Here is a 26550-nt window from a genome sequence, read left to right on the forward strand (position 1 = left end):
GCGTCGGACAGGTGTGACTTGGCGGTTGCATCAGTTCGATTCGCCGTCTGGGGTGGGAATCCCTAGCATTTCGCACGTATCTCACCCAAGAAATCCTTATTTTACTTGGGTTTGCAGCAACGTATTTCATGGCGAACTAGATAGTAGAGATACCGGAAGGGGCTGTCGATGCCCCCGGACACGGTGACGAGCAAGGTCGTGACCACGAGATCCAACCCCACGGTCAGATCCGCCTGGCCCAGGCCGGTCACCCAGCGGGGGCCCGCCGCGAGCAGGATGACGTACCCTCCCAAGATCGCCAGGATCGGTGTCAGCACGGGGGAGGTGAGGGGGATGACCCCCACCCAGAGCGCAGGGATCACCGCGAGCAGCACCGCCAGGCGGACCAGGCTGGTCCACTCGTCGGCGCTGCCCGGGAAGAGGCCCCGGGGGGGCCAGGGGCGGACGGCTGCGCCGCCGCCGGAAGGGCGTGGCGCGGCCCCCTGGTCGCTACCGTGATCGATTGTCGTCATTGCCGGGCGAGTGCCACGCGGTCCGTCCTTGTTCAGTCTGCCATTCTTATGGGTGCCCCGGATTCCCCGGAAGGATGACCTGCCCCGATCCGCGGCATGCGCGGGATTCCGGGGGCGGCCGCGGCCGTTCTCCGCTGGGGATGAGATCATCGGGGAGGGGGACGGGCCGTCCATGAATCCCGCACGAGGACCGCGAACAGCATCCGAGACCGGCGCATCGGACAATGTGAGCCCGCCGGGGGCGGCCGCGATCCCGCATCTATTCCGCCCGCTCCGCCTCCGCGGGGTGACGCTGCGGAATCGCCTCGTGGTGTCGCCGATGTGCCAGTACTCGTGCGAGGCGCGCGACGGACTGGCCACCTCCTGGCACCTCGTCCACCTCGGGACGCGTGCGGTGGGGGGAGCGGGGCTCGTGTTCGCCGAGGCGACGGCGGTGACGCCGGAAGGGCGCATCTCCCCTCAGGACCTTGGGATCTGGTCCGACGCGCACGCCGAGGTGCTGGCGCCCATCGCCGCGTTCGTCAAGGCTCAAGGCGCGGCGGCCGGCATCCAGCTCGCCCACGCCGGCCGCAAGGCCAGCACGTCGAGACCGTGGGAAGGGTCGCGGGGACTCAGCGATGCGGAGGGGGGATGGGTGCCGGTCGGGCCCAGCCCGATCCCCTTCAGCGAGACCTACCGCACCCCGCGGGAGATGACGGGGCAGGACATCGCCGCGGTCGTCCGGGCATTCGCGGAGGCGGCGGACCGGGCTCGACGTGCGGGGTTTGACGTCCTGGAGATCCACGCGGCGCACGGGTATCTGCTCCACGAGTTTCTCTCGCCGCTGGCGAACCGCCGCACCGACGGGTACGGAGGGTCGTTCGAGCATCGCGGCCGCCTCCTGATGGAGGTGGTGGACGCCGTCAGGGCTTCCTGGCCGGAGGGGAACCCCCTTTGCGTTCGCCTCTCCGCAACGGATTGGGTCCCCGGGGGGTGGGACGCCGACGACAGCATCCGCCTGTCCGCGGAACTCGCCCGGCATGGGGTTGACGTGGTCGATTGCTCGAGCGGCGGCACCTCCCCCGCGCAGCAGGTGCCCCTTGGCCCCGGATATCAGGTGCCCTTCGCCGAACGGATCCGCCGGGAGGCGTCCGTGCTGACGATGGCCGTGGGGCTGATCACCACCGCCGAGCAGGCCGAGCGAATCGTGGCCAAGGGGCAGGCCGATCTCGTCGCCATGGCCCGCGAGTTCCTCCGCCACCCCTACGCCGCCCTGCACGCGGCGGCGACGCTGGGGAGCCCGGACGCGGCGGCCTGGCCGGCACAGTACCTCCGCGCCCGGTGACCCGAGCGCTACGGGGGGGAGAAGGGGGTCCGCCCGGGGCGTCCCCGCAGTCCGATGACCGCGCGCCCGCCGAGTGCGGCGATGGGGATGAGCAGGCCGGTCACGACCAGCAGATCCCCCGGCTGATCGTGGCGGGAGACCTCCAGGACCAGGATCAGGCCCGCGAGCACGAGCAGAGCGAGCGAGAGCCCTCTGTGGAACCGGCCGATCTCCGACTCGAGCCACGACTCCAGGTGGTGTTCCAGGACCCGCCCGTTCGCGGAGTCGGTGCAGAGCGGCTTCACCGGGCACCGGTTGCACGCGTGCGCCGGCGCGCGGTACCGGACGACGCGGCGGGCATGATCGATGCCCTGGCGGTAGAGATGCTCCCCCTGCGGGCACTCCCAGGCATCCAGACTCCGCCGGTGGGTGAACCCGGCCGCGTGGTAGCGATCGGCGCGCCGAAACGCGAACCGCGCGACCGTTTCCAGGCCGCCGGCGATGCCCACGAGCAGCACCGCGTATCCGGCCACGAGTAACGCCTCCAGGTGCACGCCCGCGAGCATCGTCTCAGGTCTGCGGGGATTCCGCGCGTTCCACGAACAGCACCGGCTGCGGTTCCTCCATCACGGCGGCGGGGGGCATGTGGCGTACCCCCAGCCAGCTGAGGTAAACGATGGGCAGCGTGCCCCCGGCAATGAAGACCATATCCCCCGGGAACCGCAGCCACTCGATCAGCGCGTTCGTTGTGTTGGTGAGGAACTTGAGCGATCGGGCGTCGAAATAGCCGTGGCTCACCGAGTAGTACAGTTGCAGGATGCCGAGCGGGAAGAGCGTCGCGAAGACCATCCACGCCAGGCCGAGGTTGAGCGACCAGAAACTGATCTGCGCCGCGCGGTCCGACCAGCGGGACTCGGGAACCATGTACCGCAGGCAGAACAGGGCCAGGGCCACGGCGAGCATCCCGTACACCCCCATCATGGCGGCGTGGGCGTGATTGGCGGTGAGCGCCGTGCCGATTTCATAGTAGGAGACGATGGGGAGGTTGATCAGGAACCCGAAGACGCCCGCGCCGAGGAAATTCCAGAACCCGACGGCCGCGAGGAACATCACCGCCCAGAAGTGCGGGAACGGGGTGGGGGACTGGGATCCCTGACGGACCCCCAACTGGAGGAAGCTCCAGGCGTCGAGGGTGAGGAAGGTCAGCGGGATCACCTCGGCGGCGGAGAAGAACGCGCCCAGGGCCATGTGCACCGCGGGTTCGCCGGAGAAGTAGACGTGGTGCATCGTGCCGATGATCCCGCCCGCGGAGTACAGCAGGATATCGAGGTAGCACATCGTCAGGGCCACCCGTTCGTGGACCACGCCGAGGAGGACGAAGAGGTAGGCGACCATGATCGTGGTGAAGAGCTCGAGGAAGTCCTCGACCCAGAGGTGGACGACCCAGAACCGCCAGAAATCGGTGGAGGTAAAGTGCGCGGAGGGCTGCGCCAGCAGGCCCACCGCGTAGAACGCGGGGAGCGACAGCGCGGAGAAGAAGAACAGCCACGGCATGTTCCCCAGGTGGTCCGATCGCAGGCGCCCCCGCAGCCCCCGGTAGAGGATCACCACCCAAAACCCCAAACCCAGGATCAGCAGGATCTGCCAGAAGCGCCCCAGATCCAGATACTCGAAGCCCTGATTGCCGAACCACTCCCAGTTCCGGTGGATCCACCCGTAGATCCCCGCGTACTCACCGGCAAGGCTGCCCGCCACGACGATCGCTAGCGCGGCGAGGAGGGCGTAGGCGAGGCGCTGCTGTCCGCGCGGCTCGTCGCCGGCGATCATCGGGACGAGGAAAATGCCGGCCGCCAGGTAAGAGATGGCGACCCAAAAGATGGAGAGCTGCAGGTGCCACGTCCTGGCCAGGTTGAACGGCAACACCCGGGCGAGATCGATCCCGAAAAACGTGGAGAGGTCGGCCCGATAGTGCTGGGTCGCCCCGCCCAGCACGGTCTGGAGCAGAAACAGCAGCGCCATCGTCAGGAAGAACCACGCGCAGGCGCGTTGGGAGGGGGTCAGCGCCACCGCGTCGGGGGCGCGGAAGGACAGGGGGTGCTGTTCCCGCCCGTGCCAGCCCAGGAAATTCCACCGGCCGAAGGCCGCGAGGAGGATGCCGATTCCCCCCAGCAGGACGATCAGCGAGAGCACGCTCCACACCAGCGTGTCGGCGGTCGGGTAGTTGTTGACGAGGGGCTCCGGGGGCCAGTTGTTGGTGTACGAGTACTGGTGCGCCGGCCGCAGGGCCGATGCCGCCCACGCCGACCACGCGAAGAACGCGGTGAGGCGCGTGATCGTCTGCGGATCGGTGATCGCCCGCGGGCGCAGCCCGGTGCGGGTGGTGGGGGCGGCAAAGAACTCCTGATAGTACCCCCGCAGCTCGTCGAACGCACGGGCCTGGGGCGTGGTGAACGCGAGCGTCCGGGTGGCGGCGTCGTACCGGTTGGTCTTGAAGTCGGTCGCGGTCAGCGTCCGGGCCTGGTCCGAGGCCACCCCTCCGTACTGATCGAGGACGATCAGCGCGGCGCGGTGCAGGTAGTCGGCGGTGTAGTCCGGTCCCAGGTACGCCCCGTGGCCGAAGATCGACCCGTACTCCATCAGGCCGTTGCGAAGAAAGGCCTCCTGCCCCAAGATGACGTCGGCGTCGGTGAAGAGGACGTGCCCGGCGGGATCGACGACCCGAGCCGGGATGGGGGGTTCGCCGGTGTATGTCCGGTACGCGAGCAGGCTCAGCACAAGAAAGCCGAACAGCATCACGAGAAGGACGGCCTGGATCCATCCGCTGGAGATGAGCAGGGGACGTTTCGCAGCGAGCATTTGAACCCTCCACGAGGCGGCGACATAGGCTAATTCTCCGGGGGCGTGCCATCATCCCGCGCGCTTGTGGGGGGCGTGATCGCGGCCGGGATGGGATCGAGGTATGATAGGGGACAGGGAAGACTCCGAGAGGTGAAGCCGTGTCGCCCACGATCCATGCGCTCGTCGGTGCCGCGATCGGGAGGTTTGTCCGGCACCCCGGGGAGGCGCTCCTCGCCGGGATCGCCTCCCATTCGGTCCTGGACTGCCTGCCGCACAAGGACTCCCGTCATCCCGCCGTGCTCCTCCTTCACGCCTGCGGCGTGCTCGGCGTCGCGGCGGCGGCCCTCACCGCGGGCGATTCCGCGGCGCTGGCAGGGGCGGTGGGGGGGGTGCTTCCCGATCTGGAGAACCTGCGCGAGAAGCCGCCCCACGACCGGATATTTCCGGGCCACCGCTTCCGCCACGACCGGTACCCGCTCGGGCCGAGCCTCGGCGCAGAGCTCCTGCTCGCGGCCGCCGCGGTGGTCGCCCTCGCCGCAACCCACCCCACCGCTGCCCCCGCGCCGCCCCATCGAAAAACCCTCCAAGGTGTGTTTAAATAGAGGCCGTGGTTTGCGAGGAGAACGATGCCCCACCAAGCGCTGGACCCCGTCGTGCCCCGTGATCCGGGCGGCACTTCCGGACGGCCCGGATCTCGCGAGGGTTGGGCGTTTCTTCGCGCGTGCCGGCGAGAGCCCACCGCCTACACTCCCGTCTGGCTGATGCGGCAGGCGGGCCGCTACCTGCCGGAGTACCGGGCGATCAGGGAGCGACTCGGCCTGCTCGAGCTCTGCAAGACGCCCGAGGCCGCGGCCGAGGTGACGGTTACGGCGGTCGACCGATTGAAGGTCGATGCGGCGATCATCTTCGCGGATATCCTGCTCGTCGTCGAGCCGCTCGGCCTGGGGCTGGAGTTCGTCGGCGGGGAAGGCCCGGTGATTCGGCACCCGGTTCGCACCCCCGCGGATGTCGGTCGGCTGCGGGGGGCGGATCCCGCGGAGAGCCTTGCCTTCGTGTTCGAGGCGGTCCGGCTGGCCCAGCGGGCGCTGGCCGGTCGTGTCCCGCTGATCGGGTTCGCCGGAGGTCCGTTTACCGTGGCGTCCTATCTCGTCGAGGGGCGTTCCTCGCGCGACTTCCTCGCCACGAAGACGCTGATGCATCATCACTCGGCCACGTGGGAGGCGCTGATGGACGCGCTCACCTCGCTCACCATCGGGTACCTCAACGGGCAGATCGCGGCGGGGGCCGACGCCGTGCAACTCTTCGACAGCTGGATCGGATGCCTGTCGCCCGACGACTACCGCCGCTTCGTCCTCCCGCACGTTCGCCGGCTGATCGGCGGCGTGACCCCGGGGGTTCCGGTGATCCACTTCGGCACCGGGACGGCCGGCCTGCTCGAGCTGATGGGGGAGGCGGGGGGGGATGTGATCGGGGTGGACTGGCGCGTCGACTTGGGCGCGGCGTGGCGCCGCCTCGGTGGGGGGGTGGGAGTCCAGGGGAACCTGGATCCCGCGCTGCTCTTGTCCGACCCGGACGACATCCGGCGCGGCGTGCGGGCGGTGCTCGGCAGCGCCGCCGGGCGGCCGGGGCACATCTTCAATCTGGGGCACGGTGTCCTCCCGAACACGCCCTGGCAGCACGCGGCGGCGATGGTGGAATTCGTGCACGAGGAGAGCCGGCGCTGAGATGGCGACACCCTACGGGGCGGTCTTGCTGATCGCGTTCGGCGGGCCGGATCGGATGGCCGACGTCCGGCCGTTCCTCGCCAACGTCCTGCGCGGCCGCCGGGTCCCCCCGGAGCGGGTCGAGGAGGTCGTGCACCACTACGAGATGTTTGACGGCCACTCGCCGCTCGCCGAGCACACCGTCCGGCAGGCCGAGGCCCTGCGGGCGGATCTGGACGCCCACGGCCCGCCGCTTCCGGTCTACGTCGGGATGCGGAATTGGACGCCCTACCTCCACGAGAGCCTGGCGCGGATGCGGGGGGACGGGATCCGCCGGGCGGTCGGCATCGTCATGGCCGCTCACCGCAGCTACTCCAGTTGGGAGCAGTACCACGAGAACGTCGCGGAGGCGCGCGCCCAACTCGGCCCCGAGGCTCCCGAGATCGACTACCTGGGGCCGTGGTTCGACCATCCGGGGTTCATCGAAGCTCAGGCCGACCGGGTCGCCGACGCGCTTCGGGCGATCCCGGCCGCGCAGCGTCCCGCGGCCCGGCTGATCTTCACGGCGCACAGCATCCCCGAGGCGATGGCCGCGGCGTCCCCGTACGTCACGCAGCTCGTCACCTCCGCCCGGCTGGTGGCGGGCAGGCTCAATCACCCCCGCTGGTCGGTGGCCTACCAGAGCCGGAGCGGCGATCCCCGGACCCCCTGGCTGGGGCCCGATGTGGCCGAGGTGATCCGCGGGCTGGGGGGAGCCGGGCCCGAGGTGGTGGTCGTGGTGCCGATCGGGTTCGTTTCCGATCACATCGAGGTGCTGTACGATCTGGATACCGAAGCCCGCGCCGAGGCGCGCCGGGCCGGGGTGGCGTTTCACCGGGCGGGCACCGTGATGGACCATCCGGCGTTCGTCCGGATGTTGGGGGATCTCGTCCGTGCCCGCGCCGCAGCCTGAGGACGTCCGCCCGCGCCCGATGCGGTCGAGGGCGGTCCGGATCGTGGTCGTGGGCGGCGGGATCGCCGGGCTCGCGGCCGCCCACCGCCTGGTCGAACTGGCCGCGGCCCAGCAGGTCCCGCTGGATCTCATCCTGCTCGAGGCGCGGGATCGGCTCGGGGGAATCATCGCCACCGAGCGGATCGAGGATTTCCTCGTCGAGGGCGGCCCGGACTCGTTTCTGGCCGAGAAGCCTTGGGCGAGCGCCTTGTGCGAGCGCCTCGGGATCGCGGACCACCTGATCCCGACCCGCGACACGCACCGGCGGACCTTCGTGGTCGACCGCGGGCGTCTCGTTCCGCTCCCCGACGGGTTTCTCGTCCTGGGCCCGAGCCGGCTGATCCCGGCGTGGCGGTCCCCCCTCCTGAGCTGGCGGGGGAAGGCGCGGATGACGATGGAACTCCTGCTCCCGCGCGGCCGGGTGGATGGCGATGAGAGCGTGGGCGGGTTCGTGACGCGCCGGTTCGGACGGGAGGTGCTCGACCGCGTGGTGCAGCCGCTGGTCAGCGGGATCTACGGGGCGGACCCCTCGACCGTCAGCCTGGCGGCGACGATGCCCCGGTTCATGGAGATGGAGCGCCGCTACCGCAGCATCACGTGGGCGCTTGCGCGGTCGAGGGCCCGGCGCCGGGGGGCGGCCGGAAGCGGTCCGCGCTGGAACCTGTTCGTCACGCCGGCGGAGGGGATGGAGGCGCTTGTGACGTGCCTTGCGCGACGGCTCCCCCCGGCGTCGCTGCGGCTCAGACGCCGGGTCACCGCGGTCGGGCAATCCGCCGGTCCCCACCCGTGGCGCGTCGACCTCGTCGATGGAACCGCGATTATGTCTGACGCCGTGATCCTCGCCACCCCCGCGCCCCGCACGGCGCGCCTCGTTTCGTCGGTCGATCCGGAGCTCGGCCGGCTCCTTGAGGCGGTGCCGTACGCGTCGTCCGCGACCGTGACCCTGGCGTACCGGCGGACCGACCTCCGGCACCCCTTGGACGGGTTTGGGTTCGTGGTCCCGCAGACCGAGGGGCGTCCCGTTCTGGCGTGCACGTTCTCGAGCGTGAAGTACCCGGGGCGCGCCCCGGACGACCACGTGCTGCTGCGCGCGTTCATGGGCGGGGCCGCCCACCGGGGGCTGCTCGATCGCGATGACGAGTCGCTGGTGGCGTCGGCCGCCCAGGAGTTTGCCGCGCTGCTGGGGGTCCACGCCCCCCCGCGTCTCGCGCGGGTGCACCGCCACGCGGCGGCGATGCCGCACTATTTGGTCGGCCACGCCGAGCGCGTCGCCGCGATGCGGGCGCATGCGGCCCGCTACCCCGGTTTGGCTCTGGCAGGCAATGCCTACGAGGGGATCGGGATCCCCGACTGCATCCACTCGGGGGAGGTGGCGGCGGAACAGGTGATGGCCGCGGCTGCCGGCCGTCCCGACAAGGCTCCGGCCCCGGCGTTCAGGGTGTCGCCGATCCGCTGAGGGTGCACCTGACGCGGCTTCGCCGCGGGCCTCTCCGGCGGAGTCTGAGGGCTAGAGCGTGCCGGTGAGCCTGGGGTCGAGTGCGTCGTGTAGCCCGTCCCCGGCCAGGTTGAAGCTCAGGATCATCAGGGCGATCGCCACCCCGGGAGCCAGGGACGCCCAGAACGCCGTGATGAGGTACTTGTAGCTGTCCGAGAGCATCGCCCCCCATTCCGGGGTGGGGGGTTGGGCCCCCAGCCCGAGGAAGCCGAGGGCCGCCGCGTCCAGGATCGCCCCGGCCACCCCCAGGGTCGCCTGGACGATCAGCGGGGACGCCGCGTTCGGGAGGATCGCCCGGAGCAGGATCCGCCAGCTCCGGGCACCGGCCGCCCTCGCCGCGGTGACGTATTCGTGCTCCTTGATCGAGAGCGTCGACGCCCGCGCCACCCGGGCGTACACTGGGATGTTGACGACGCTCACGGCGAGGATCGTGTTGTTGAGCCCGGGGCCGCGCATCGCGACGATCCCGATCGCCAGGATCACGGACGGGAAGGCGAGCATGACATCCATGACCCGCATGATCAGGCCGTCGGCGCCACCCCCCACGTACCCCGCGGTGATCCCGAGCAGCGAACCGGTTACGAGCGCCCCCGCCACGGCCACCAGTCCGACGCTCATCGAGATCCGCGCCCCGTAGAACACCCGGCTCAACACGTCGCGCCCGAGTTCGTCGGTTCCGAGCCAATGCTGCGCGCTGGGCGGCTTCAGGCGATCCAGGAGGTTCTCGTCGTCGATCCCCTGCGAGGCGATCTTCGGCGCGAAGATCGCGATCGCGGTGAACAGGACGATCAGCACGAACCCGGTCCGCGCGTTGCCGTTCCGCCAGAACCGCCTGGCGCCCATCCGGAACGCCGACCGCCCGGGGCGTCGGCGCTCGACGGCGGCGGTCAGGCTATGCGTAGCGGATTCGGGGGTCGAGGAAAGCATACAGGACGTCGACGAGGAGGTTGACGAACACGAACACCAGCGAGAAGAGCAGGATCCCCGCCAGGATCACCGGGTAGTCGCGGAAGAGGATCGAGTCGTACATAAAGCGCCCCACCCCCGGCCAGGAGAAGATCGTCTCCGTCAGGATCGCCCCGGTCAAGAGGGACCCCACCGAGAGGCCGATCACGGTGATGACGGGCAGGAGGGCATTGCGCAGCCCGTGTCCGATGATCACCGCGCGGCCGGCGAGGCCCTTGGCGCGTGCCGTGCGGATGAAGTCCTGATGCAGCGCGTCCTGCATCGACGCCCGGGTCATCCGCGCGATGATCGCCGTGGAGTAGCTGGACAGGGTGACGCTCGGCAGGATGAGGTGGCGGAACGAGTCCACCGCGGCGGGGAAGTTCCCCGTGAGCAGTCCGTCCAGGATGTCGATGTGGGTGATCGATCGGAGCGTGAAATCGACCCCCAACTGCCCCGAGGTGGGCAGGACGTGGAAGTAGACGCTGAAGATGTAGACGAGCATCAACCCCAGCCAGAAGACCGGCAGCGACACGCCGGCCAGGGCCACCGCCATCCCCAGCCGATCGAAGACGGAGTTGGGCTTGGCCGCCGACACGATGCCGATCGGGATCCCCACGATTAGGGCGACGGCGCTGGCCCCCAGCGCGAGCTCGATCGTCGCGGGAAATCGCGGCAAGAATTCCACGATCACCTGGCGGTGGGTCTCCAGCGACTCCCCCATGTCCCCCCGGACGGCGTGCCACAGGTAGATGCCGTACTGCACCGGGAGCGGCCGGTCCAGGCCGAACTCATGCTGGACGCGCTTGATCGAGTCGGGGCTGGCGTGCTCGCCCAGGTAGACCGTCGCCGGATCGCCCGGGATGAGGTGAATGAGCAGGAATGCCGCCGCGGAGACCCCGAGGAGGATGGGGAGGAGGGCGATCGTCCTGCGCAGGATGTAGCGGCTCACGCGTTTTCTGCGATTCGGCGGGGGGCCTCGGGCATCGGCCCCAAGCCCCCCGCCGGTTCTCCGTTCGACGCGCTACTTGAGGGACACGGTCTCCATGTACTCGTTCGCGTCCGGCTGCCCGACCAACCCGTCGACGTTCTTGCGCATCAGGATCGGGACCTTCGCGTGCGCGATCGGGACGTCCCGGTAGTCGTCCACGATCAGCTGTTCGGCCTGCGCGTACATCTTCGCCCGCTCCGCCTGGCTGACGGTGACCTTCGCCTTGTTGATCAGGTCGAAGACCGCCGGGTTGTTGTACGAGAGGTAGGCGTTGTTCGGGTCGTGCTTGGGGAAGAAGTACCCGAGCCAGTCGTCTGGATCGCCGTTGTCGCCGATCCACCCGATCATGAAGATCGGGAACTTGTTGGTGTTGCGGTCCTTCAGGTACGCGGCCCAGTCCTCGGTCATCAGGTGCACCCGGATGCCGATCTTGCCGAGGTCGCTCGCGATCGCCGTGCCGATCTCCTTGCCGTTCGGGAAGTAGGGACGGCTCACCGGGATGTACCAGAAGTCGAGCGAGAACCCGTTCGGATACTGCGCCTCGGCCAGGAGCTGTTTAGCCTTGGTCGGGTCGTAGCTGTACCCCTTCCAGTTGGGGATTCGGCCCCACATCAGAGGCGGCATGTGCTGCTGGGCCACCTCGCCGTACCCCGCGTACAGGCCCTGGACGATCGCCTGGCGGTTGATGGAGAGCGCCACGGCCTCGCGGATCCGCTTGTCCTTAAAGATGTCGTTGTTCATGTTGAACCGGACCCAGCCGGTGTCGAACGCCGGCCGGAAGCCCGTCTTGAGGTTCGGGTCCTGCTGCGCCGCCTTGACGTCTTCCGTGTTCGGCAGCTCCATCGCCTGGATCTCGTTGGCCTTGAGGGCGAGGAAGCGGGCGGCGTTATCCTTCATCACCCGCATGATCACCCGCTTGGTCTTGGGCAGCCCCTTCCGGAAGAAGGTGGGGTTCGCCTCCAGCGTGATGTGGTCGTCCCGCACCCACTCCACGAATTTGTAGGGGCCCGTCCCCACCGGGTGCTGGCCCACGCCCTCCCCGCCGTACTGCTTGAATGACGCCGGGCTGGCCATATCGAACGCGATGATGGAGAGGTTGTACAGCAGCGGGGCGTTCGGCTGCTTCAGCACGAGCTGGAGCGTGTAGGGATCGGCGACCTTGGCCTCTTTGAAGGAGTCGGCCATGAAGTCGTTCCAGTACTCGAAGTCGAGTCCCTTGGCGGTGGTGTGAAAGGGGTTCTTCGGATCCGCCATCCGGTCGAAGTTGAACTTCGCCGCCTCGGCGTTCCAGGGGGTGCCGTCCTGGAACGTGACGCCCTTGCGCAGCTTGAACGTCCAGACCAGGCCGTCCGACGACACCGACCAACTTTCCGCGAGGTCGGGCTCAACGTCGGTCCGTCCGGCCTTTGCCCGGACCAGCAGGTTGTAGATCTGCGTGGTGACCTCGGAGGTCTCCCCGTTGGAGCTCACCTGGTTGTCCAGGGTATCCGCGTCCCCGGACTTCCCCCAGATGAAGGTATCGTTGGATTGCGCGGCCCATCCCTGGCGGGCCGCCGGAGAGAAGAGGAGCCCCGCGAGCAGAAATCCGATCGTCGCCAGGGCTACCGTCCCGCCCCTCGAGAACCATGCGTGCTTGACCATAATTTCCCCCTGCAATTTGGCATCGGGCGATGAAGCATCCGTCTATTTCGGGTGGGCTGTTCTGTAGTCCTTTATATTGTACGCACGCGGGAGGCGCGGGCAATCTGAGGCGGGGGGAGGGGTGGGGCCGTAAATCGAGGGGGCGGCCGGGCTCCCTGTGCTATAATGGAATCGGCTGTGAAGGGGATAAGTACGCCGGTCGGCAGCCGAATAGAGAGGCGGGGTCCAGGCTGAGAACCCCGCCCGGGTGCCCGGCAGAAGACCACCCCAGAGCCGCGGGCGGTCTCGAAGCCCGCCGGGTGCGCCCGAGACCGCGCGGCGAGGGCCTCCCACTGAGGGAGGAAGATGGGTGGAACCGCGGTCGCCTCCGTCCCATACGGACGGGGGCGATGTTATTTCTGGCGCCCGCCCCCACGCGCCCGCCGCCTGGGGACGCGTGGCGGGCCGAGCGCGGCGGGAGGGGAAGCGATGGCAGAGGTGATGGTGAAGTTTTCGGACGGGTCAGCCCGCCGCTATCCTGCCGGGACGACGCTTGCGGCGGTCGCCCGGGACCTGGGGCGCCGGGACGTGTTGGCCGCCCGCGTGGACGGGGCCGCCCGCGACCTGGCCACCCCCCTCGGGGCGGACGCCGTCGTGGAGTGGCTCACCTTTGCCGACCCGGGGGGCAAGGAAGTTTACTGGCACAGCACGGCCCACCTGATGGCCCAGGCCGTGAGGGAACTGTTCCCCGAAGCCAAGCTCGCGATCGGGCCGCCGATCGACGACGGCTTCTACTACGATTTCGACATCGGGCGGCCGTTCACACCGGAGGACCTGGGGAAGATCGAGGCGCGGATGCGCGCGCTGGCGGAGCGGGACGAGGCGATCGAGCGCGTCTCGGTCAAGCGGGACGAGGCCCTCCGCGCGTTCCAGAGCGCCGGGGAGAAGTACAAGGCGGAGCTGCTCGAGGGGATCCACGACGATCCGGTGAGCTTCTACCGCCAGGACGGGTTCCAGGACATGTGCCGCGGCCCGCACCTCCCGTCGACCGGACGGATCGGGGCGGTCAAGCTCCTCAGCACTTCCGGAGCCTACTGGCGGGGGGACGAGCATCGGGAGATGCTTCAGCGGATCTACGGGATCTCGTTTCCCACCTCGCAGGAGCTCGACGCCTACCTGGCCCGCCTGGAAGAAGCCAAGCAGCGGGATCACCGCAAGCTGGGCCGCGAGCTGCAGCTGTTCGCCTCGGTCGAGGAGGTGGGGCAGGGTCTGCCGCTGTGGCTGCCGCGCGGCGCGACCGTGCGGCGGGTGCTGGAGCGGTACATCATCGACCTTGAGGAGAGCCTCGGCTACCAGCACGTCCGCACCCCGGACCTCGCCAGCATCGAGCTGTACAAGATCAGCGGGCACTGGGACCACTACCGCGAGAACATGTACCCGCCGATGAAGGTGGATAACGAGGAGTTGGTCCTGCGCCCCATGAACTGCCCGCACCACATCATGATCTACAAGCATCAGCAGCGCAGCTATCGCGACCTGCCGGTTCGGATCGCCGAACTCGGCAACATGTACCGCTACGAGCGCTCCGGGGTGCTGTCGGGGTTGGCCCGTGTGCGTGGGATGACGCTCAACGACGCCCATATCTTCTGCCGCCCCGACCAGCTGCTGGACGAATTCGTGGCGGTCGTGCGCCTGATCCAGCGGGTCTACACCGATCTGGGACTGCGGGACTACTGGTACCGGCTGTCCATGCGCGACCCCGCCGACCGCGTGAAGTTCGTCCAGAACGACGCGATGTGGGACCTCGCCGAAGAGCGGCTGCGCGAGGCGATGCGCAACCTCGGACTCAAGTTCGCCGAGGCCAGGGGCGAGGCATCGTTCTACGGACCGAAGTTGGACGTGCAGGTCCCGAACGTGATGGGCAAGGACGAGACGATCTCGACCGTGCAGATCGATTTCTACCTGCCCGGGCGCTTCGGGCTCGAATTCATCGGCGAGGACGGCCAGCCCCACCAACCGGTGATGATACACCGGGGGGTGATCAGTACCTTGGAGCGGATGATGGCGTTCTTGATCGAGACGTACGCGGGGGCGTTTCCGCTCTGGCTCGCGCCGGAGCAGGTCCGCGTGCTGCCGATCGCGGACCGCCACCTCGCCTACGCGCGGCGGGTTCAGGAGGCCCTCCGGGCGAGGGGCATTCGCGCCGAAGTCGACCACAGCAGCGAGCGGACCGGCCACAAGATCCGCGAGGCGCAGCTGATGAAGGTACCGTACATGCTCGTGGTCGGCAATCGGGAGGAAGAGCAGGGGACGGTCGCCGTGCGCAGTCGCGGCACGGGTGACGAAGGGGTCCAGCCCCTGCAGGCGTTCGGGGACCGACTCGCCGGAGAGGTCGCCGCGAAGCGCTAGGGGCGGCGCGCGGCCCCTCGGCGCGCGGGGAAGCCGCCGCCGTCGGGCTGGCGCGACCGGATGTGCAGGGTGAGGGTGACCGGATCCCGGGCGACGAAGATGAAGGCCCGCGGGTACGGGATCTGATAGTCCGCCATCCGGATCGTTGTCGTGGCATCGGCGAGATATTCGTGGGCGAGCGCCGTCACCGTCGCCGCGAACTCCACGTCGCGGGTCACGTTGCGGATCGTCAACGTCCCGCGGACCGCCGCCGGGAACGGGTGGACGCCGAGCCCGGGGGTCGCCGTCACCGTGCCGGCAAATGTGATGACGGGGTACTGTCGGGTCTGCAAGAACGTCGCCCGCATGCTCGCGTCGCGGAGCGCGTTCCCCGTGGTGATGGTCCCGGTGTCGATCGTGGCCGCCACCCGGGCGGCGTAGGTCTCTCCGGCGGCACCCGCCGCCACCGCGACGCGGCCGGTGACCTGCGTCGTCCGGCCCGAGAACCCCCCGCGGTTGTCCGGGACGGCGAAGACGATCGAGGAGTCCCCCGGCACGATCTCGAACGTGCCGGTGGGAATCAGCCCCAATCCTTCCGCGACGGATGGCGCGAACAGCATCGTGATCAGCAGGCCGCCGATGAGCATCGATCCGACACGCATCGTCCGCTCCTCCCCTCGATCCCACCCTACGCTTTACCCGGATCCTGTATCCGCCCGGTCACGCTCCGCGGGAGACGGCACGTGACGCGCCCCGCCCCTCCACGCCGGCCGGCTCCACCCGCCCCGCGCGCGCGACCGGGGGCGGCGACGCCGACGGTGTATCTTCTGATCGGCGAGGAGGACTGGGCGGCCGAGGCGGCGCTGGGGCGGATTCTGGACGACGTCCTGCCGGCCGGCGAGCGCGATCTCAACCTCGACATCGTCGACGCCGGGGAGACCCCGATTCAAGACGTCATCACCCGCTGCGAGACGCTCCCGTTCTTCGGCAGCCGCCGGGTGGTGGTGGTGCGCCGCGGCGAAGCATTCCGTGTTCCCGACCAGGACGCCCTGGCCGACTACCTTGATCGCGGGTCGCCGCCGTCGGTCCTGGTCGTCGTCGCGGAGAAGCTCGACAAGCGTCGTCGCCTCTTCGGGGTCCTTCAGCGCGTGGGACGGGTCATCCCTTGCGATCGACTGCATCCCGAGGCACTTCCCGCTTGGATCCGCGCGAGGGTCGAACAGGCCGGCAAGACGATGGCCCCCGAGGCGACCCAAACGCTGGCGATCCTGGTGGGGGGGGCGCTGCGGGAACTGGCGTCGGAGATCGATAAGCTCACGACGTACGTGGGCGAACGCACGACGATCACCACCGAGGATGTCCGTGCCGTGGCCAGCCACGTGGCGGAAGTCACGGTGTTCGAGCTGATGGATGCCGTGGGGCACCGGCAGGCCGGACGGGCCCTCAGGCTGCTGCAGGTCGTGCTGGCCGAGGAGGCGCCGGTGAAAGTCCTCTTCATGCTCGGGGATCAGATCCGGATGCTGCTCCGCGGCAAGGCCCTCCTGGAGCGCGGGGCGGATGAGGCTGAAGCGCGCCGGGTGCTGGGGGGGCGGTATTGGCTGTGGAGGCAGCGCCGCCTTCAGCCACAGGTGGCGGCCTTTAGCCGTCTGGATGTCTCCACCGTCCTGCAGCTCCTCGTGCAGACGGACACCGAGATCAAGACCGGGCAGAAGCCCCCGCGGCTCGCTCTCGAGACCCTGATCGTCGGACTCTGCGCTTAGGGCGCGCACGCCGAACCCGTCGCCCGGGCGGGGTAATTAGGCGGGCGCGGTGGTGGGCTGGTGGGCGAGGCGTCGAATCAGCCGCGATTTGCTTCGGGCTGCGGTGTTCGGGTGGATGATCCGCTTCCGGGCCGCGGCGTCCAGCTGCCGGATCGCGGCGAGGACCTCCGGGGCGGTGGCGGTGGATGCCTGCCGGGCGTGCTTCACCAACGTTTTGATCCTGGAATGCACCGCCTGATTCCGGGCCGTCCGCTTGATCGCTTGACGCTTTCGCTTCAGGCCGGACTTCGTGCGCTTCGCCAACCAGGCACCTCCGCCGTCACACCCCCGGTCCGAGTCGCGCGCGGATCTCCCGGCCGGGGCAGGCGAGGCCAATTGTAGCACAGCGTCGGTCGTTCGGACAACCGACGGCCCTCGTCCTGTGGTTGTTCAATGAATCTATCACCCCGTAACTGTTCAGTGATTCTGTCACCCGCGAAATGTGACCGGCCGCTGAATCCGTCACCACCGATGAGTCCGCCGCTCGGTGGGCCTCCGGGGACCGATCGAGGCTGTGCTATAATGACGACCAGATGTCGACCGGACCATCCGAGCCGGCCACGAATCAGCGCGCGTCCGCTGCCGGAGGCCTGGCCCGGGCGGCCGGCGTGATCGCGGTCAGCACCATCGGCAGCCGCGGGCTGGGCCTGATCCGCGACGTCCTCATCGCCGCCTTCTTCGGTGCCACATCCGCCAAGTCCGCGTTCGTCATCGCCTACTCCATCCCGTTCTTCGTTCAGCGACTGCTGGTGGGGGGGATCCTCAGCGTCGTCTTTATCCCGTCGATCAGCGAGTTGTTGGTCAAGGGCGATGCGGAGGAGACGCGCCAGGTCGTCACCAGCACGCTCAACCTGGTCCTGATCATCGGCCTCGGCATGGTCGTCCTGGGCGTCCTGGCGGCACCGATCCTGGTGCCGCTCGCCGCGCCCGGGTACCTCCGCACGAACCCCTCGGTGCTGACGACGGCGGTGAGCCTGACGCGCGTGATGTTTGTGTCGATGGTCTTCCTGGCGTTGTCCGGATTTGTCACCGGGTTCCTCAACGCGCACCATCGGTTCACCGCGCCGGCGATGGCCCCGTTGGTGTTCAACCTCGTCATCATCGCCTCTGTCCTGGCCCTCGGCACCCGCCGGGGGATCCTGGGTGTGGCGATCAGCTTCCTGGCGGGGTGGGCGGCGCAATTCGCCGTCCAGCTGCCCACCGCGCGGAGGCTGGGGCTCCGCTGGGGGACGACGCTCAACTTGGGGCATCCTGTGCTCCGCGAGATGGGCCGGCTGGCCATCCCGGCGATGCTCGGGCTGGCGGTGATTGAGATCAACTCGAACGTTGCCCGGTTCTTCGCGTCGTTCCTTCCGCCCAAGCCGGGCGTGGACTATGTGGCCGTGCTGGACTACGCCTTCACGATCAACCAGGCGCCCGTCGGCATCTTCGCGATCTCGCTGGCCACGGCCCTGTTCCCGACCATGGCCCGTCGGGCAGGGGGAGGCGCCGCCCTGCTGCGCGAGACGACCTCGCTGGGCCTGCGCGGCATCCTGTTCACGATGATGCCGATGACGGCGGTGATGCTGGCGCTGAGCGGCCCCATCGTCCGCGTCGTCTTCCAGCGCGGAGCGTTCGACCCGAGCGCCACGCACGCGGTGGCCCTCGGGCTCGTGGGGTTTGCGGTGGGGAGCGTCCCCTACGCCGCCTATTACGTGGTGACCCGAACCTTCTACGCCCTGCACGATACCCGGACCCCGGTCCGGATCGGCGTCTACATGATCCTGCTCAACGCGGTCGGGGATGCCGTGCTGATGCGGTGGTTCGGCCATACCGGGATTGCGCTGGCCACGTCGCTCGTGGCGTTTGCGAATGTCGGGAGTCTCCTGGTTGTCCTCAGGCGGCGCCTGGGCGGGGTGGACGGAGCGGCGGTCCTCGGCACGGCCGTCCGGACGGGGGTGGCCGCCGCGGTCCTGGCGGGCGTCGCCCTGGGTACATTACAGGCGGTGGGGCGGGTGGTCGATGTCGGTCGGTTCTCGGGCGCGGCGCTCCAGCTCCTCGCCGCCCTCGCCGTGGGGGGAGCCGCCTACCTGGGGGTGTGCGCGCTGCTCGGCGTACGGGAACTGGCGCTGTTCGGCACGGTGTTTCGGCGAAATCGGGGGGACGCTCCGACCGCGGGATGAGGAACGGATCCGCGGGGATGCCTTGACAGTTTTCTTCGGTGGATGCTAGGCTGAACCAAGACGCTAGCACTCTATGTCCTCGAGTGCTAAACGGGGGAGTGCCGCGGTGCCGGAGATGGACGGCCGAAAGCGCGACATCCTTAAACTGGTCATTGACGATTACGTCCTGACCGCAGAGCCGATCGGCAGCGAGGCGGTGTCCACCCGCCACCGGCTGGGGGTGAGCTCCGCCACGGTGCGAAACGAGATGGCCGCGCTCGAGGAAATGGGGTATCTCCGGCAGCCGCACACGTCGGCCGGCAGGATTCCTACCGAACAGGCGTACCGGGTGTACGTGGATTCGATGATCAAGGAGGAGCAGATCCCCGCCTGGGAGCGCATGGAGATCCGCCGTACCCTCTCAAGCGTCGAGCCCCAGCGCACCGTCGAGCAGGCCGCGCATACCCTGGCCTCGGTGACCGAATTCGCCGCGGTGGCGGCGTCGGTGACCACCGGGGCGCAGCGGATCCGGCATCTGAGCCTGATCCCCCTCTCGCCCCATCGCGCCATGGCCGTGGTGGTCACCGATGAGGGGGTGTTCGAGGGGAAGACGATGGAGTTCGCCGCGCCGATCTCGCCCGACGATCTTGACCGCCTCTCCCACGAGATCTCCCGCCGGGTCGCCGGCATGTCGCTGAACGACCTCACCGATCGGAAGCTCACCGACGTGATCGGGGACGCGGCGCGCTACCAGCGGGTCGTCGATGAGGTGGCCCGGCTCCTGCGCGACTCTCTGGCGCGGACGCCGGGTCCCGTCTACTCCGATGGGAAGGCGAACATCCTGAAGCAGCCGGAGTTCCAGGATGTCCGACGCGCTCAGCCGGTGCTCTCCGCGCTCGAGCAGAGAGACATCGTGGTGGAGCTGCTCCGCCCGGGAGATACGGGGGAACGGGTGCGGATCGCGATCGGGACCGAGAACAGGCGGGAAGAAATGAAGGAATGCAGCGTGATTACCGCGACCTACTTCGTCGATGACCGCCCGGCGGGCGTGGTCGGCGTCATCGGCCCGACGCGGATGCGATACGGGAAGATCGTCAGCTTGCTGACGTTCCTGGCCGATAGCCTCGGCGAAGCCCTCCAGCAGACGTAAGCGGGCGAGATGGCGCGGCGCGACCTATACGAGGTTCTCGGCGTTTCTCGTTCAGCCACCGGCGAGGAGATCAAACGGGCGTTTCGCCAGCTCGCCCGCGCGCACCATCCCGACGTCAGCCAGGACCCCCAGGCCAGCGAACGCTTCAAGGAGATCAACGAGGCCTACCAGGTGCTGGGGGATCCTGAGCGGCGAACCCTCTACGACCGCACGGGCCAGATCGGGTCCGCCGGTCGGGACGGGGGAGTCAGTCCCTTCGGGGGCACCCCGTTCGAGGATATCTTCGATATGTTCTTCGGGCGGGAGCGCTCCGCCGGCGGCGAGCCGGGGCCGGAGCGCGGCAGCGATCTTCGGGTCAGGCTGGAGGTGACCGTCGAGGCGGCCGCGGCCGGGACCGAAACACAGATGACGATCACCCGCGAGGAGACCTGCCCGGTGTGCTTCGGCACGGGGGCGGAGAAGGGGGGATCGGCGGAACCCTGCGCGACCTGCCGCGGCGTCGGCCAGGTCCGCTACAGCCGCCGGACCGCGTTCGGGTCGTTCGCGCAGGTCACCGCCTGCCCGCAGTGTGGGGGGGCGGGAAAGGTCATCCGCCACCCCTGCCCGGAGTGCCGGGGGAGCGGCCGGGCCCGAGCCAGGCGCGAGATCACGGTGAAGGTGCCGGCCGGGGTGGAGGACGGGACCCGCCTTCGCCTGCAGGGCGAAGGGGAAGCGGGCATGCGCGGCGGCGAACGGGGCGACCTCTACGTCGACCTGACGATCGCGTCCCACCCCGTGTTCACGCGCCAGGGACGGGATCTCCACTGCGAGGTGTCGATCTCGGTCACGCAGGCGGCGCTGGGCGATCAGATCGAGGTGCCGACGCTGGACGGCCCGGCCCCGCTCGCCATTCCGCCCGGCCTGCAGACGAGCAGCACGACGACGCTGCGGGGGAAGGGCATGCCGACCCTCCGCGACGGCCGCGGCGACCTCATCGTGCACTTCCATGTCGTGGTTCCGCAGGACCTGACGAAGGAGCAGGTGCAGCTGCTCCAGCGGTTCAGCGCGCTGCGCGGGGAAGATCTCAAGCCTCCCAAGAAGACCCTGCTCGGAAAGTTTCGCACCCGCCACTCTTGAGCGGTCCCAGGGCAGGAAGACGTCCGGGCCGGGCCTCCCGCCGACCCGCCGGTCGACGCTGGGCGGAGGTGCGCGTGATCACCGGCCCGAGCGCGGCCGAAGCGGTCGGGGAATTCTTGTGGGCGATGGGCGTCGGCGGGATCGCCGAGGACCGTCCATCGCCGGGCGAGGTCCGGCTTCGGTGCTTCCTTCCTCCATCGCGGATTCGATCGATGACCTTGCGGCATCTTCGTCGGCGGGTGCGCGGTCTCGTCCGGTACGGCCTCGATCCCGGCCGGGCGACGGTGACCGCGCGGGTGGTCGAATCCGGCCGGTGGGTGCGCGCGTGGCGCACGTCGGTGCGGCCGCTGCGGTTGGGCCGCCTGGTTGTGGCGCCCACCTGGGTGCGGCTGCCGGCGGGATCCGGAAAGATCGTCGTCCGGATCGACCCGGGGATGGCCTTCGGCAGCGGCGCCCATCCCAGCACGCGTCTCTGTCTGCGTCTCCTCCTACGTCATTTCCGCCCTCGGGGTCCCGCGGGGGGCACGGTGATCGATGTCGGCACCGGGTCGGGGATTCTCGCCATCGCCGCCGCTCGGCTCGGCGCCAGCCAGGTGGCGGCCCGAGACGTCGACCCGGTCGCCGCGGAGGTCGCGCGCGCAAACGTCCGGACCAACGGGGTGCCGAAGGCCGTGCACGTGGTCCGAGGGGCCGGCGTCGGCGGCGGCGGTCCCGTCGATCTGGTCCTCGCCAACATCGTCGCGGACGTGATCATCCCGATGCTCCCCAGGGTGCGGCAGCGACTGGCGGCGGGCGGGCGCTTCATCGGGTCCGGGATCGTCGAGGACCGCCTGCGCGCGGTCCTCGACGCCGCGGCGGCTTCGGGCCTGGACACGGTCGAGGTCCTCGGCTCCGGGGAGTGGCGCGCCGTCGTGCTGGCGCCCGCGCCGCACCGGCGGCGACGTCGGGGATCGACGGGCTGACGGCGTTCCGCGTTCCGCGCTTGCAATTCTCCCGACACGCGGTACAATAAACCCGAACGCGGACCATTAATGATCTCCGGGAGGGATCGATGGTGCGCCAGATCGGCTTGGCCGGACGTCGATTCGCGGGAGCCCCCGGGGGGCTCCCTTTCGCTTGCCCCCATCCCTCCGCCCGCCCCGTTGCATTTTTATTACTGATATGTGTATAATTATGCACGACGGTGTGAGGGGGGATCGGGTGCGCGCGAGGATCGCCTTAGCGGATGGGCTGGTGCTGGAGGGGCGGGCCCTCGGCCGCCCGGGATGGGCCGGCGGCGAAGTCGTCTTCACGACGGCGATGACCGGCTATCAAGAGGTGCTGTCCGATCCGTCCTACCGGGGGCAGATCGTCACCATGGCCTACCCGCTGATCGGCAACTACGGGATGAGCGGGGAGGCTTGGGAGTCGGGGCGCCCCCACCTCGAGGGGTTGATCGTGGGGGAGGCCGCCGCGCGCCCGAACCACTGGCGGTCGGAGAGCCCGCTCGCCTCCGTGCTGATCCAGCGGAAGGTCGCGGGGATCGCGGGGGTGGACACACGGTGCCTGGTCCGCCATCTGCGCACGCACGGGCTCCAGCGCGGGGTCGTGTCGACCGAAGAGCTGTCGGACGCCGCACTGGTCGCCCGCGCGCGGTCGCTGCCCGAGATCGGGACGCTCGACCTGGTCGCCCAAGTATCCATCCCTTCCGTCGAGCACACCGCGGGCTCCGGGCCCCGCGTCGCGATCCTGGACTGCGGGGTGAAGTGGGGGATTACCGAGAGCCTCAGGATGCGCGGGTGCGATCTCTGGGTGCTGCCGCATCGGACCACAGCGGAGGAGATCCTGGCCTTCCGCCCGGCCGGCCTGGTGCTCTCTCCCGGGCCGGGCGATCCCCAGCGCCTCGACCACCAGGTGGCGCAGGTGCGGCGCTTGTGGGGGCGCCTGCCGATGTTCGGGATCTGCCTCGGGCACCAGATCATCGGCCGGGCGGCGGGGGCGGAGACGTTCAAGCTGCCCTACGGGCACCGGGGGAGCAATCAACCGGTGCGGGATCTGATGCGGGGCCGCGTCTGCGTCACGACCCAGAACCACGGGTACGCCGTGGACGACGCCTCGCTCGATCGGAGCGAGGTCGTGGTGACCCACCGGAACCTCAACGACGGCACCGTCGAGGGGCTGCGGCACCGCCGCCTGCCGATCATGTCGGTGCAGTATCATCCCGAAGGGCGCCCCGGCCCGCTCGACTCCGACTACCTGTTCGATGAGTGGATGACCCTGCTCGATGCCCCCGCCCGCCCCGCGGCCGTCCCCAGCGGATCCCCCCTCGATGCCGCCCGCTGAGATTCGCAAGGTCATGGTGATCGGCTCCGGGCCGATCATCATCGGTCAGGCGGCGGAGTTCGACTACTCCGGCAGCCAGGCGTGCCGGTCGCTTTCCGAAGAGGGCGTGGAGGTGGTGTTGGTCAACAGCAACCCCGCCACGATCATGACCGACGTGGACACCGCCGACCGCGTCTACATCGAACCGCTCACCGTGGAGTTCCTCACCAGGATCCTGGAACGCGAGCGCCCGCAGGGGCTGCTCGCCACCCTGGGGGGGCAGACCGGCCTGAACCTCGCCGTGGGGCTGGCCGAGGCCGGCGTCCTCGAGTGGCTGGGGGTGCGCCTGCTCGGCACGCCGCTGGAGGCGATCCGCCGGGCCGAGGACCGGCAGCAGTTTCGCGATGCGATGACGGCCTGGGGGGAGCCGGTGCCGGAGAGCGTGGTGGTCCGGACGGTGCGCGACGCCTGCGAGTTCGCCGACCGCATCGGGTACCCCGTGGTCGTCCGCCCCGCCTACACCCTCGGGGGCACGGGGGGCGGCATCGCGCACGACCGCGCCGCCCTCGCGGAGATCGCCTCGCTCGGGATGGCCGCCAGCCGGATCGGGCAGGTCCTTGTCGAGCGCTCGCTGATCGGCTGGAAGGAGGTCGAGTACGAGGTGATGCGCGATCGCCTCGATACCTGCATCACCGTCTGCAACATGGAGAACCTCGACCCGATGGGTGTACACACCGGGGACAGCATCGTGATCGCCCCCAGCCAGACGTTGAGCGACCGGGAGTACCAGATGCTGCGCGGCGCGAGCCTGCGGATCATCCGCGGGCTCGGCATCGAGGGCGGGTGCAATATTCAATTCGCGCTCGACCCGCACAGCGCGCGGTACCATGTCATCGAGGTCAACCCTCGCGTCAGCCGGTCGAGCGCGCTGGCCAGCAAGGCCACCGGCTATCCGATCGCCCGCGTCGCCGCCAAGATCGCGCTGGGGCGCACGCTCGACGAGATCCCCAACGCGGTGACGGGGGTGACCCGGGCCAGCTTCGAGCCGGCGCTCGACTACGTCGTCCTCAAGATCCCCCGCTGGCCCTTCGACAAATTTGCCGGCATCGACCGACGGCTGGGGACCCAGATGAAGGCGACCGGCGAGACGATGGCGATCGGCCGGTCGGTGGAGGAGGTCCTCCTCAAGGCGCTGCGGTCGCTCGACCTGCGGACCGACGGCCTGCGTTATCCGCCGGCCTCGGGATGGGGGACGGAGGACGTGAGGCGGCGGATCGCCGAGCCCTGCGACGAGCGCCTCTTCGCCGTGGCGGAGGGGGCGCGCCGGGGAATGCTCCCGCAGGAGATCGCCGATCTCTCCGGGATCGACCTGTTCTTCATCCACAAGATCGTCGGCCTGGTCGGGATGGAGGAGCGGCTGCGGGCCGACCGGGGGGGCGAGATCCTCCGCGAGGCCAAGGCCGTGGGGTTCGCCGACACCACGATCGCCGATCTGTGGGGGACGACCGAGGACGCGGTGCGGGAAGCCCGGCGTCGGCTCGCGATCCGGCCCGTCTACAAGGTCGTGGACACCTGCGCCGGCGAGTTCCCGGCCGTGACGCCGTACTACTATTCGACCTACGCGCGCGAGGACGAGGTCCCCGACGGGGCGGGGCGGCGGGTGCTCGTCCTGGGGTCCGGGCCGATCCGGATCGGGCAAGGGATCGAGTTCGACTACTCCAGCGTGCACGCGGTGAAAGCGCTCCGCGCGGAGGGCCGGGAGGCCATCCTGGTCAACAACAACCCGGAGACGGTGAGCACCGACTTCGACGTCGCCAGCCGGCTGTACCTGGAGCCGCTGACGCTGGAGGACGTGCTGCACGTCGTCGAGCGCGAGCGGGCGGAGGGGGTGCTGGTGCAGGTGGGAGGCCAGACGGCGCTCAACCTCGCCGGCCCGCTGGCGCGCGCCGGGGTGCGGGTGCTCGGGACGGCCGTGGAGTCCCTCGACATCTCGGAGGACCGGGAGAAATTTCACGCGCTCCTCCACGCGCTGCGAATCCCGTGCCCCGCCGGCGGCGCGGCGCGGTCGGTGGAGGAAGGGGCGGCGATCGCCGCCCGCCTCGGGTACCCGCTGCTCGTCCGTCCCTCGTACGTGTTGGGGGGGCGGGGGATGCAGATCGTGGGCGCCGAGGACGAGTTGCTGCACTATCTCGCGCGCGCCTTCGCCGTCCACGACGCGCATCCCGTGCTGATCGACACGTACCTGGAGGGGTGCGAGGTCGAGGTCGACGCCGTGAGCGACGGCGAGGGGCTCTACCTGCCGGGGGTGATGCAGCACATCGAGCGGGCCGGGGTGCACTCCGGCGATAGCCTGGCGGTGTTTCCCGCCCCGCAGGTGACCGCGGACGAGCAGGAGCAGATCGTCGCGCACACCCTGGCCATCGCCCGGGCGCTGGCCGTGCGTGGGTTTGTGAACATCCAGTTCGTGATCAAGGAGGGGCGGGTCTACGTCCTGGAGGCGAACCTCCGCAGCAGCCGGACGGTCCCGTTTGTGAGCAAGGCCGCCGGCTCGCCGCTGGTGCCGATCGCGGTGCGGGTGATGTTGGGCGCTCGATTGGCCGACCTCGGATACCCGGGGGTGACCCTGCTGCCCCGGCCGGGGCGGGTCTCGGTGAAAGCCCCCGTGTTCAGCATGGAGAAGCTGCGCCAGGTCGACGTCCTTCTCGGGCCGGAGATGACCTCGACCGGGGAGGTGATGGGGCAGGACACCAGCCTGCCCGGGGCGCTGTACCGCGCCCTCGTCGCCGCGGGCGTCACGGTGCCGATCCATCGGGCGATCCTGGCGAGCATCGCCGACCGGGACAAGCCGGGAGCGACCGTCCTCATTCGCCGGTTTGCGGAGTTGGGGTACGCCGTCTACGCCACCGACGAGACCGCCCGGTTCCTGGCCGACCACGGGGTGGCGGCCACCCGCGTGAGCAAGAACGGGGGCGAGCAGACGGCACTGCGGCTGATCCGCGAACAGGCGGTGAGCGTGGTGATCAACACCCCCACGCGCGGGAAGATCCCGGGGCGCGTCGGGTTTGCCCTCCGCCGCGCCGCGTTCGAGCGGCACCTTCCGTGCTTCACGTCGCTCGACACCGCCGGGGCGTTCCTCGACGTCGTCGAGGCCCTCGCGCACGGCCACATCCTCTCGCCGCAGGCCGCGATGGAGGTCTCCCCGCTCTAACCTCCGGGCGCGCCCTCAACCGGCCCGACCCGCTTGCAACTTTATACAT

The 26550-nt window shown here is 69.5% G+C and carries 21 protein-coding genes; 13 read left to right on the plus strand and 8 right to left on the minus strand.

Annotation, left to right across the window (positions count from 1 at the left end; genetic code table 11):
* Positions 1 to 101 precede the first annotated feature (101 nt).
* A complete protein-coding gene (locus VKV57_05065; GenBank protein ID HLW59278.1) occupies positions 102 to 512 on the minus strand; it encodes a hypothetical protein in 411 nt (136 codons plus the stop codon).
* A gap of 250 nt (positions 513 to 762) precedes the next feature.
* Between VKV57_05065 and VKV57_05070 the strand changes: the two genes are divergently transcribed.
* Complete coding sequence (locus VKV57_05070) at positions 763 to 1836, plus strand: NADH:flavin oxidoreductase/NADH oxidase (GenBank protein ID HLW59279.1); 1074 nt, start codon at positions 763 to 765, stop codon at positions 1834 to 1836.
* A gap of 8 nt (positions 1837 to 1844) precedes the next feature.
* Here VKV57_05070 and VKV57_05075 read toward each other — a convergent pair whose 3' ends face one another.
* A complete protein-coding gene (locus VKV57_05075) occupies positions 1845 to 2381 on the minus strand; it encodes a transposase (protein ID HLW59280.1) in 537 nt (178 codons plus the stop codon).
* A gap of 4 nt (positions 2382 to 2385) precedes the next feature.
* Entirely contained in the window at positions 2386 to 4671 is a 2286-nt protein-coding gene (locus VKV57_05080) for a cbb3-type cytochrome c oxidase subunit I (GenBank protein HLW59281.1), read from the minus strand.
* Between the two features lie 140 nt (positions 4672 to 4811).
* Between VKV57_05080 and VKV57_05085 the strand changes: the two genes are divergently transcribed.
* Genes VKV57_05085 through hemG form a run of 4 tightly spaced genes read left to right on the plus strand, consistent with a single transcriptional unit; the run spans position 4812 to position 8803 of the window.
* Complete coding sequence (locus VKV57_05085) at positions 4812 to 5255, plus strand: hypothetical protein (GenBank protein ID HLW59282.1); 444 nt, start codon at positions 4812 to 4814, stop codon at positions 5253 to 5255.
* Between the two features lie 24 nt (positions 5256 to 5279).
* Positions 5280 to 6377, plus strand: a complete 1098-nt coding sequence (gene hemE / locus VKV57_05090; protein HLW59283.1) for a uroporphyrinogen decarboxylase — start codon at positions 5280 to 5282, stop codon at positions 6375 to 6377.
* Position 6378: 1 nt separating this feature from the next.
* Positions 6379 to 7308, plus strand: a complete 930-nt coding sequence (gene hemH, locus VKV57_05095; GenBank protein ID HLW59284.1) for a ferrochelatase — start codon at positions 6379 to 6381, stop codon at positions 7306 to 7308.
* Positions 7289 to 8803 (plus strand): protoporphyrinogen oxidase, encoded by a 1515-nt coding sequence (hemG, locus tag VKV57_05100; protein ID HLW59285.1) that lies wholly within the window; start codon positions 7289 to 7291, stop codon positions 8801 to 8803. Before hemH ends, hemG begins: the two co-directional genes overlap by 20 nt.
* A 51-nt stretch (positions 8804 to 8854) precedes the next feature.
* Here the strand turns inward: hemG and VKV57_05105 are convergent, their stop codons facing one another.
* The 3 genes from VKV57_05105 to VKV57_05115 form a co-directional block, all read right to left on the minus strand.
* A complete protein-coding gene (locus VKV57_05105; protein HLW59286.1) occupies positions 8855 to 9685 on the minus strand; it encodes an ABC transporter permease in 831 nt (276 codons plus the stop codon).
* A 49-nt stretch (positions 9686 to 9734) separates the two neighbouring features.
* The gene (locus VKV57_05110) at positions 9735 to 10739 is read right to left on the minus strand and encodes an ABC transporter permease (protein ID HLW59287.1); all 1005 of its coding nucleotides are present in this window, start codon (positions 10737 to 10739) and stop codon (positions 9735 to 9737) included.
* Between the two features lie 72 nt (positions 10740 to 10811).
* Positions 10812 to 12419 carry an ABC transporter substrate-binding protein gene (locus VKV57_05115; GenBank protein HLW59288.1) on the minus strand — a complete coding sequence of 536 codons (1608 nt, stop codon included), beginning with the start codon at positions 12417 to 12419 and terminating at the stop codon, positions 10812 to 10814.
* Positions 12420 to 12887: 468 nt separating this feature from the next.
* Between VKV57_05115 and thrS the strand changes: the two genes are divergently transcribed.
* Positions 12888 to 14807 carry a threonine--tRNA ligase gene (gene thrS, locus VKV57_05120; GenBank protein HLW59289.1) on the plus strand — a complete coding sequence of 640 codons (1920 nt, stop codon included), beginning with the start codon at positions 12888 to 12890 and terminating at the stop codon, positions 14805 to 14807.
* On the opposite strand, the gene VKV57_05125 is transcribed toward thrS, so the two are convergent.
* Positions 14804 to 15448 carry a YceI family protein gene (locus tag VKV57_05125; protein ID HLW59290.1) on the minus strand — a complete coding sequence of 215 codons (645 nt, stop codon included), beginning with the start codon at positions 15446 to 15448 and terminating at the stop codon, positions 14804 to 14806. The genes thrS and VKV57_05125 overlap by 4 nt on opposite strands.
* Positions 15449 to 15529: 81 nt before the next feature.
* On the opposite strand from VKV57_05125, the gene holA reads away from it, so the two are divergent.
* The gene (gene holA / locus VKV57_05130) at positions 15530 to 16546 is read left to right on the plus strand and encodes a DNA polymerase III subunit delta (GenBank protein HLW59291.1); all 1017 of its coding nucleotides are present in this window, start codon (positions 15530 to 15532) and stop codon (positions 16544 to 16546) included.
* Positions 16547 to 16582: 36 nt separating this feature from the next.
* Here the strand turns inward: holA and rpsT are convergent, their stop codons facing one another.
* A complete protein-coding gene (gene rpsT, locus VKV57_05135) occupies positions 16583 to 16849 on the minus strand; it encodes a 30S ribosomal protein S20 (GenBank protein ID HLW59292.1) in 267 nt (88 codons plus the stop codon).
* Positions 16850 to 17118: 269 nt separating this feature from the next.
* Between rpsT and murJ the strand changes: the two genes are divergently transcribed.
* The 6 genes from murJ to carB all read left to right on the plus strand — a co-directional run bounded on the left by murJ (position 17119) and on the right by carB (position 26501).
* A complete protein-coding gene (murJ, locus tag VKV57_05140) occupies positions 17119 to 18747 on the plus strand; it encodes a murein biosynthesis integral membrane protein MurJ (GenBank protein HLW59293.1) in 1629 nt (542 codons plus the stop codon).
* A gap of 115 nt (positions 18748 to 18862) precedes the next feature.
* Positions 18863 to 19876 carry a heat-inducible transcriptional repressor HrcA gene (gene hrcA / locus VKV57_05145; GenBank protein HLW59294.1) on the plus strand — a complete coding sequence of 338 codons (1014 nt, stop codon included), beginning with the start codon at positions 18863 to 18865 and terminating at the stop codon, positions 19874 to 19876.
* 9 nt (positions 19877 to 19885) lie between these two features.
* Positions 19886 to 20992 (plus strand): molecular chaperone DnaJ, encoded by a 1107-nt coding sequence (gene dnaJ, locus VKV57_05150; GenBank protein ID HLW59295.1) that lies wholly within the window; start codon positions 19886 to 19888, stop codon positions 20990 to 20992.
* Between the two features lie 68 nt (positions 20993 to 21060).
* On the plus strand, positions 21061 to 21954 hold the full coding sequence (locus VKV57_05155; GenBank protein ID HLW59296.1) for a 50S ribosomal protein L11 methyltransferase: 894 nt from the start codon (positions 21061 to 21063) through the stop codon (positions 21952 to 21954).
* 238 nt (positions 21955 to 22192) lie between these two features.
* Positions 22193 to 23314: a glutamine-hydrolyzing carbamoyl-phosphate synthase small subunit gene (gene carA, locus VKV57_05160; protein HLW59297.1), complete on the plus strand. Its 1122-nt coding sequence runs from the start codon at positions 22193 to 22195 to the stop codon at positions 23312 to 23314.
* The gene (gene carB / locus VKV57_05165; protein HLW59298.1) at positions 23301 to 26501 is read left to right on the plus strand and encodes a carbamoyl-phosphate synthase large subunit; all 3201 of its coding nucleotides are present in this window, start codon (positions 23301 to 23303) and stop codon (positions 26499 to 26501) included. The genes carA and carB overlap by 14 nt, the downstream gene beginning before the upstream one ends.
* Positions 26502 to 26550: the final 49 nt, after the last annotated feature.

This window comes from bacterium (assembly GCA_035307765.1).
GTDB lineage: Bacteria > Sysuimicrobiota > Sysuimicrobiia > Sysuimicrobiales > Segetimicrobiaceae > Segetimicrobium.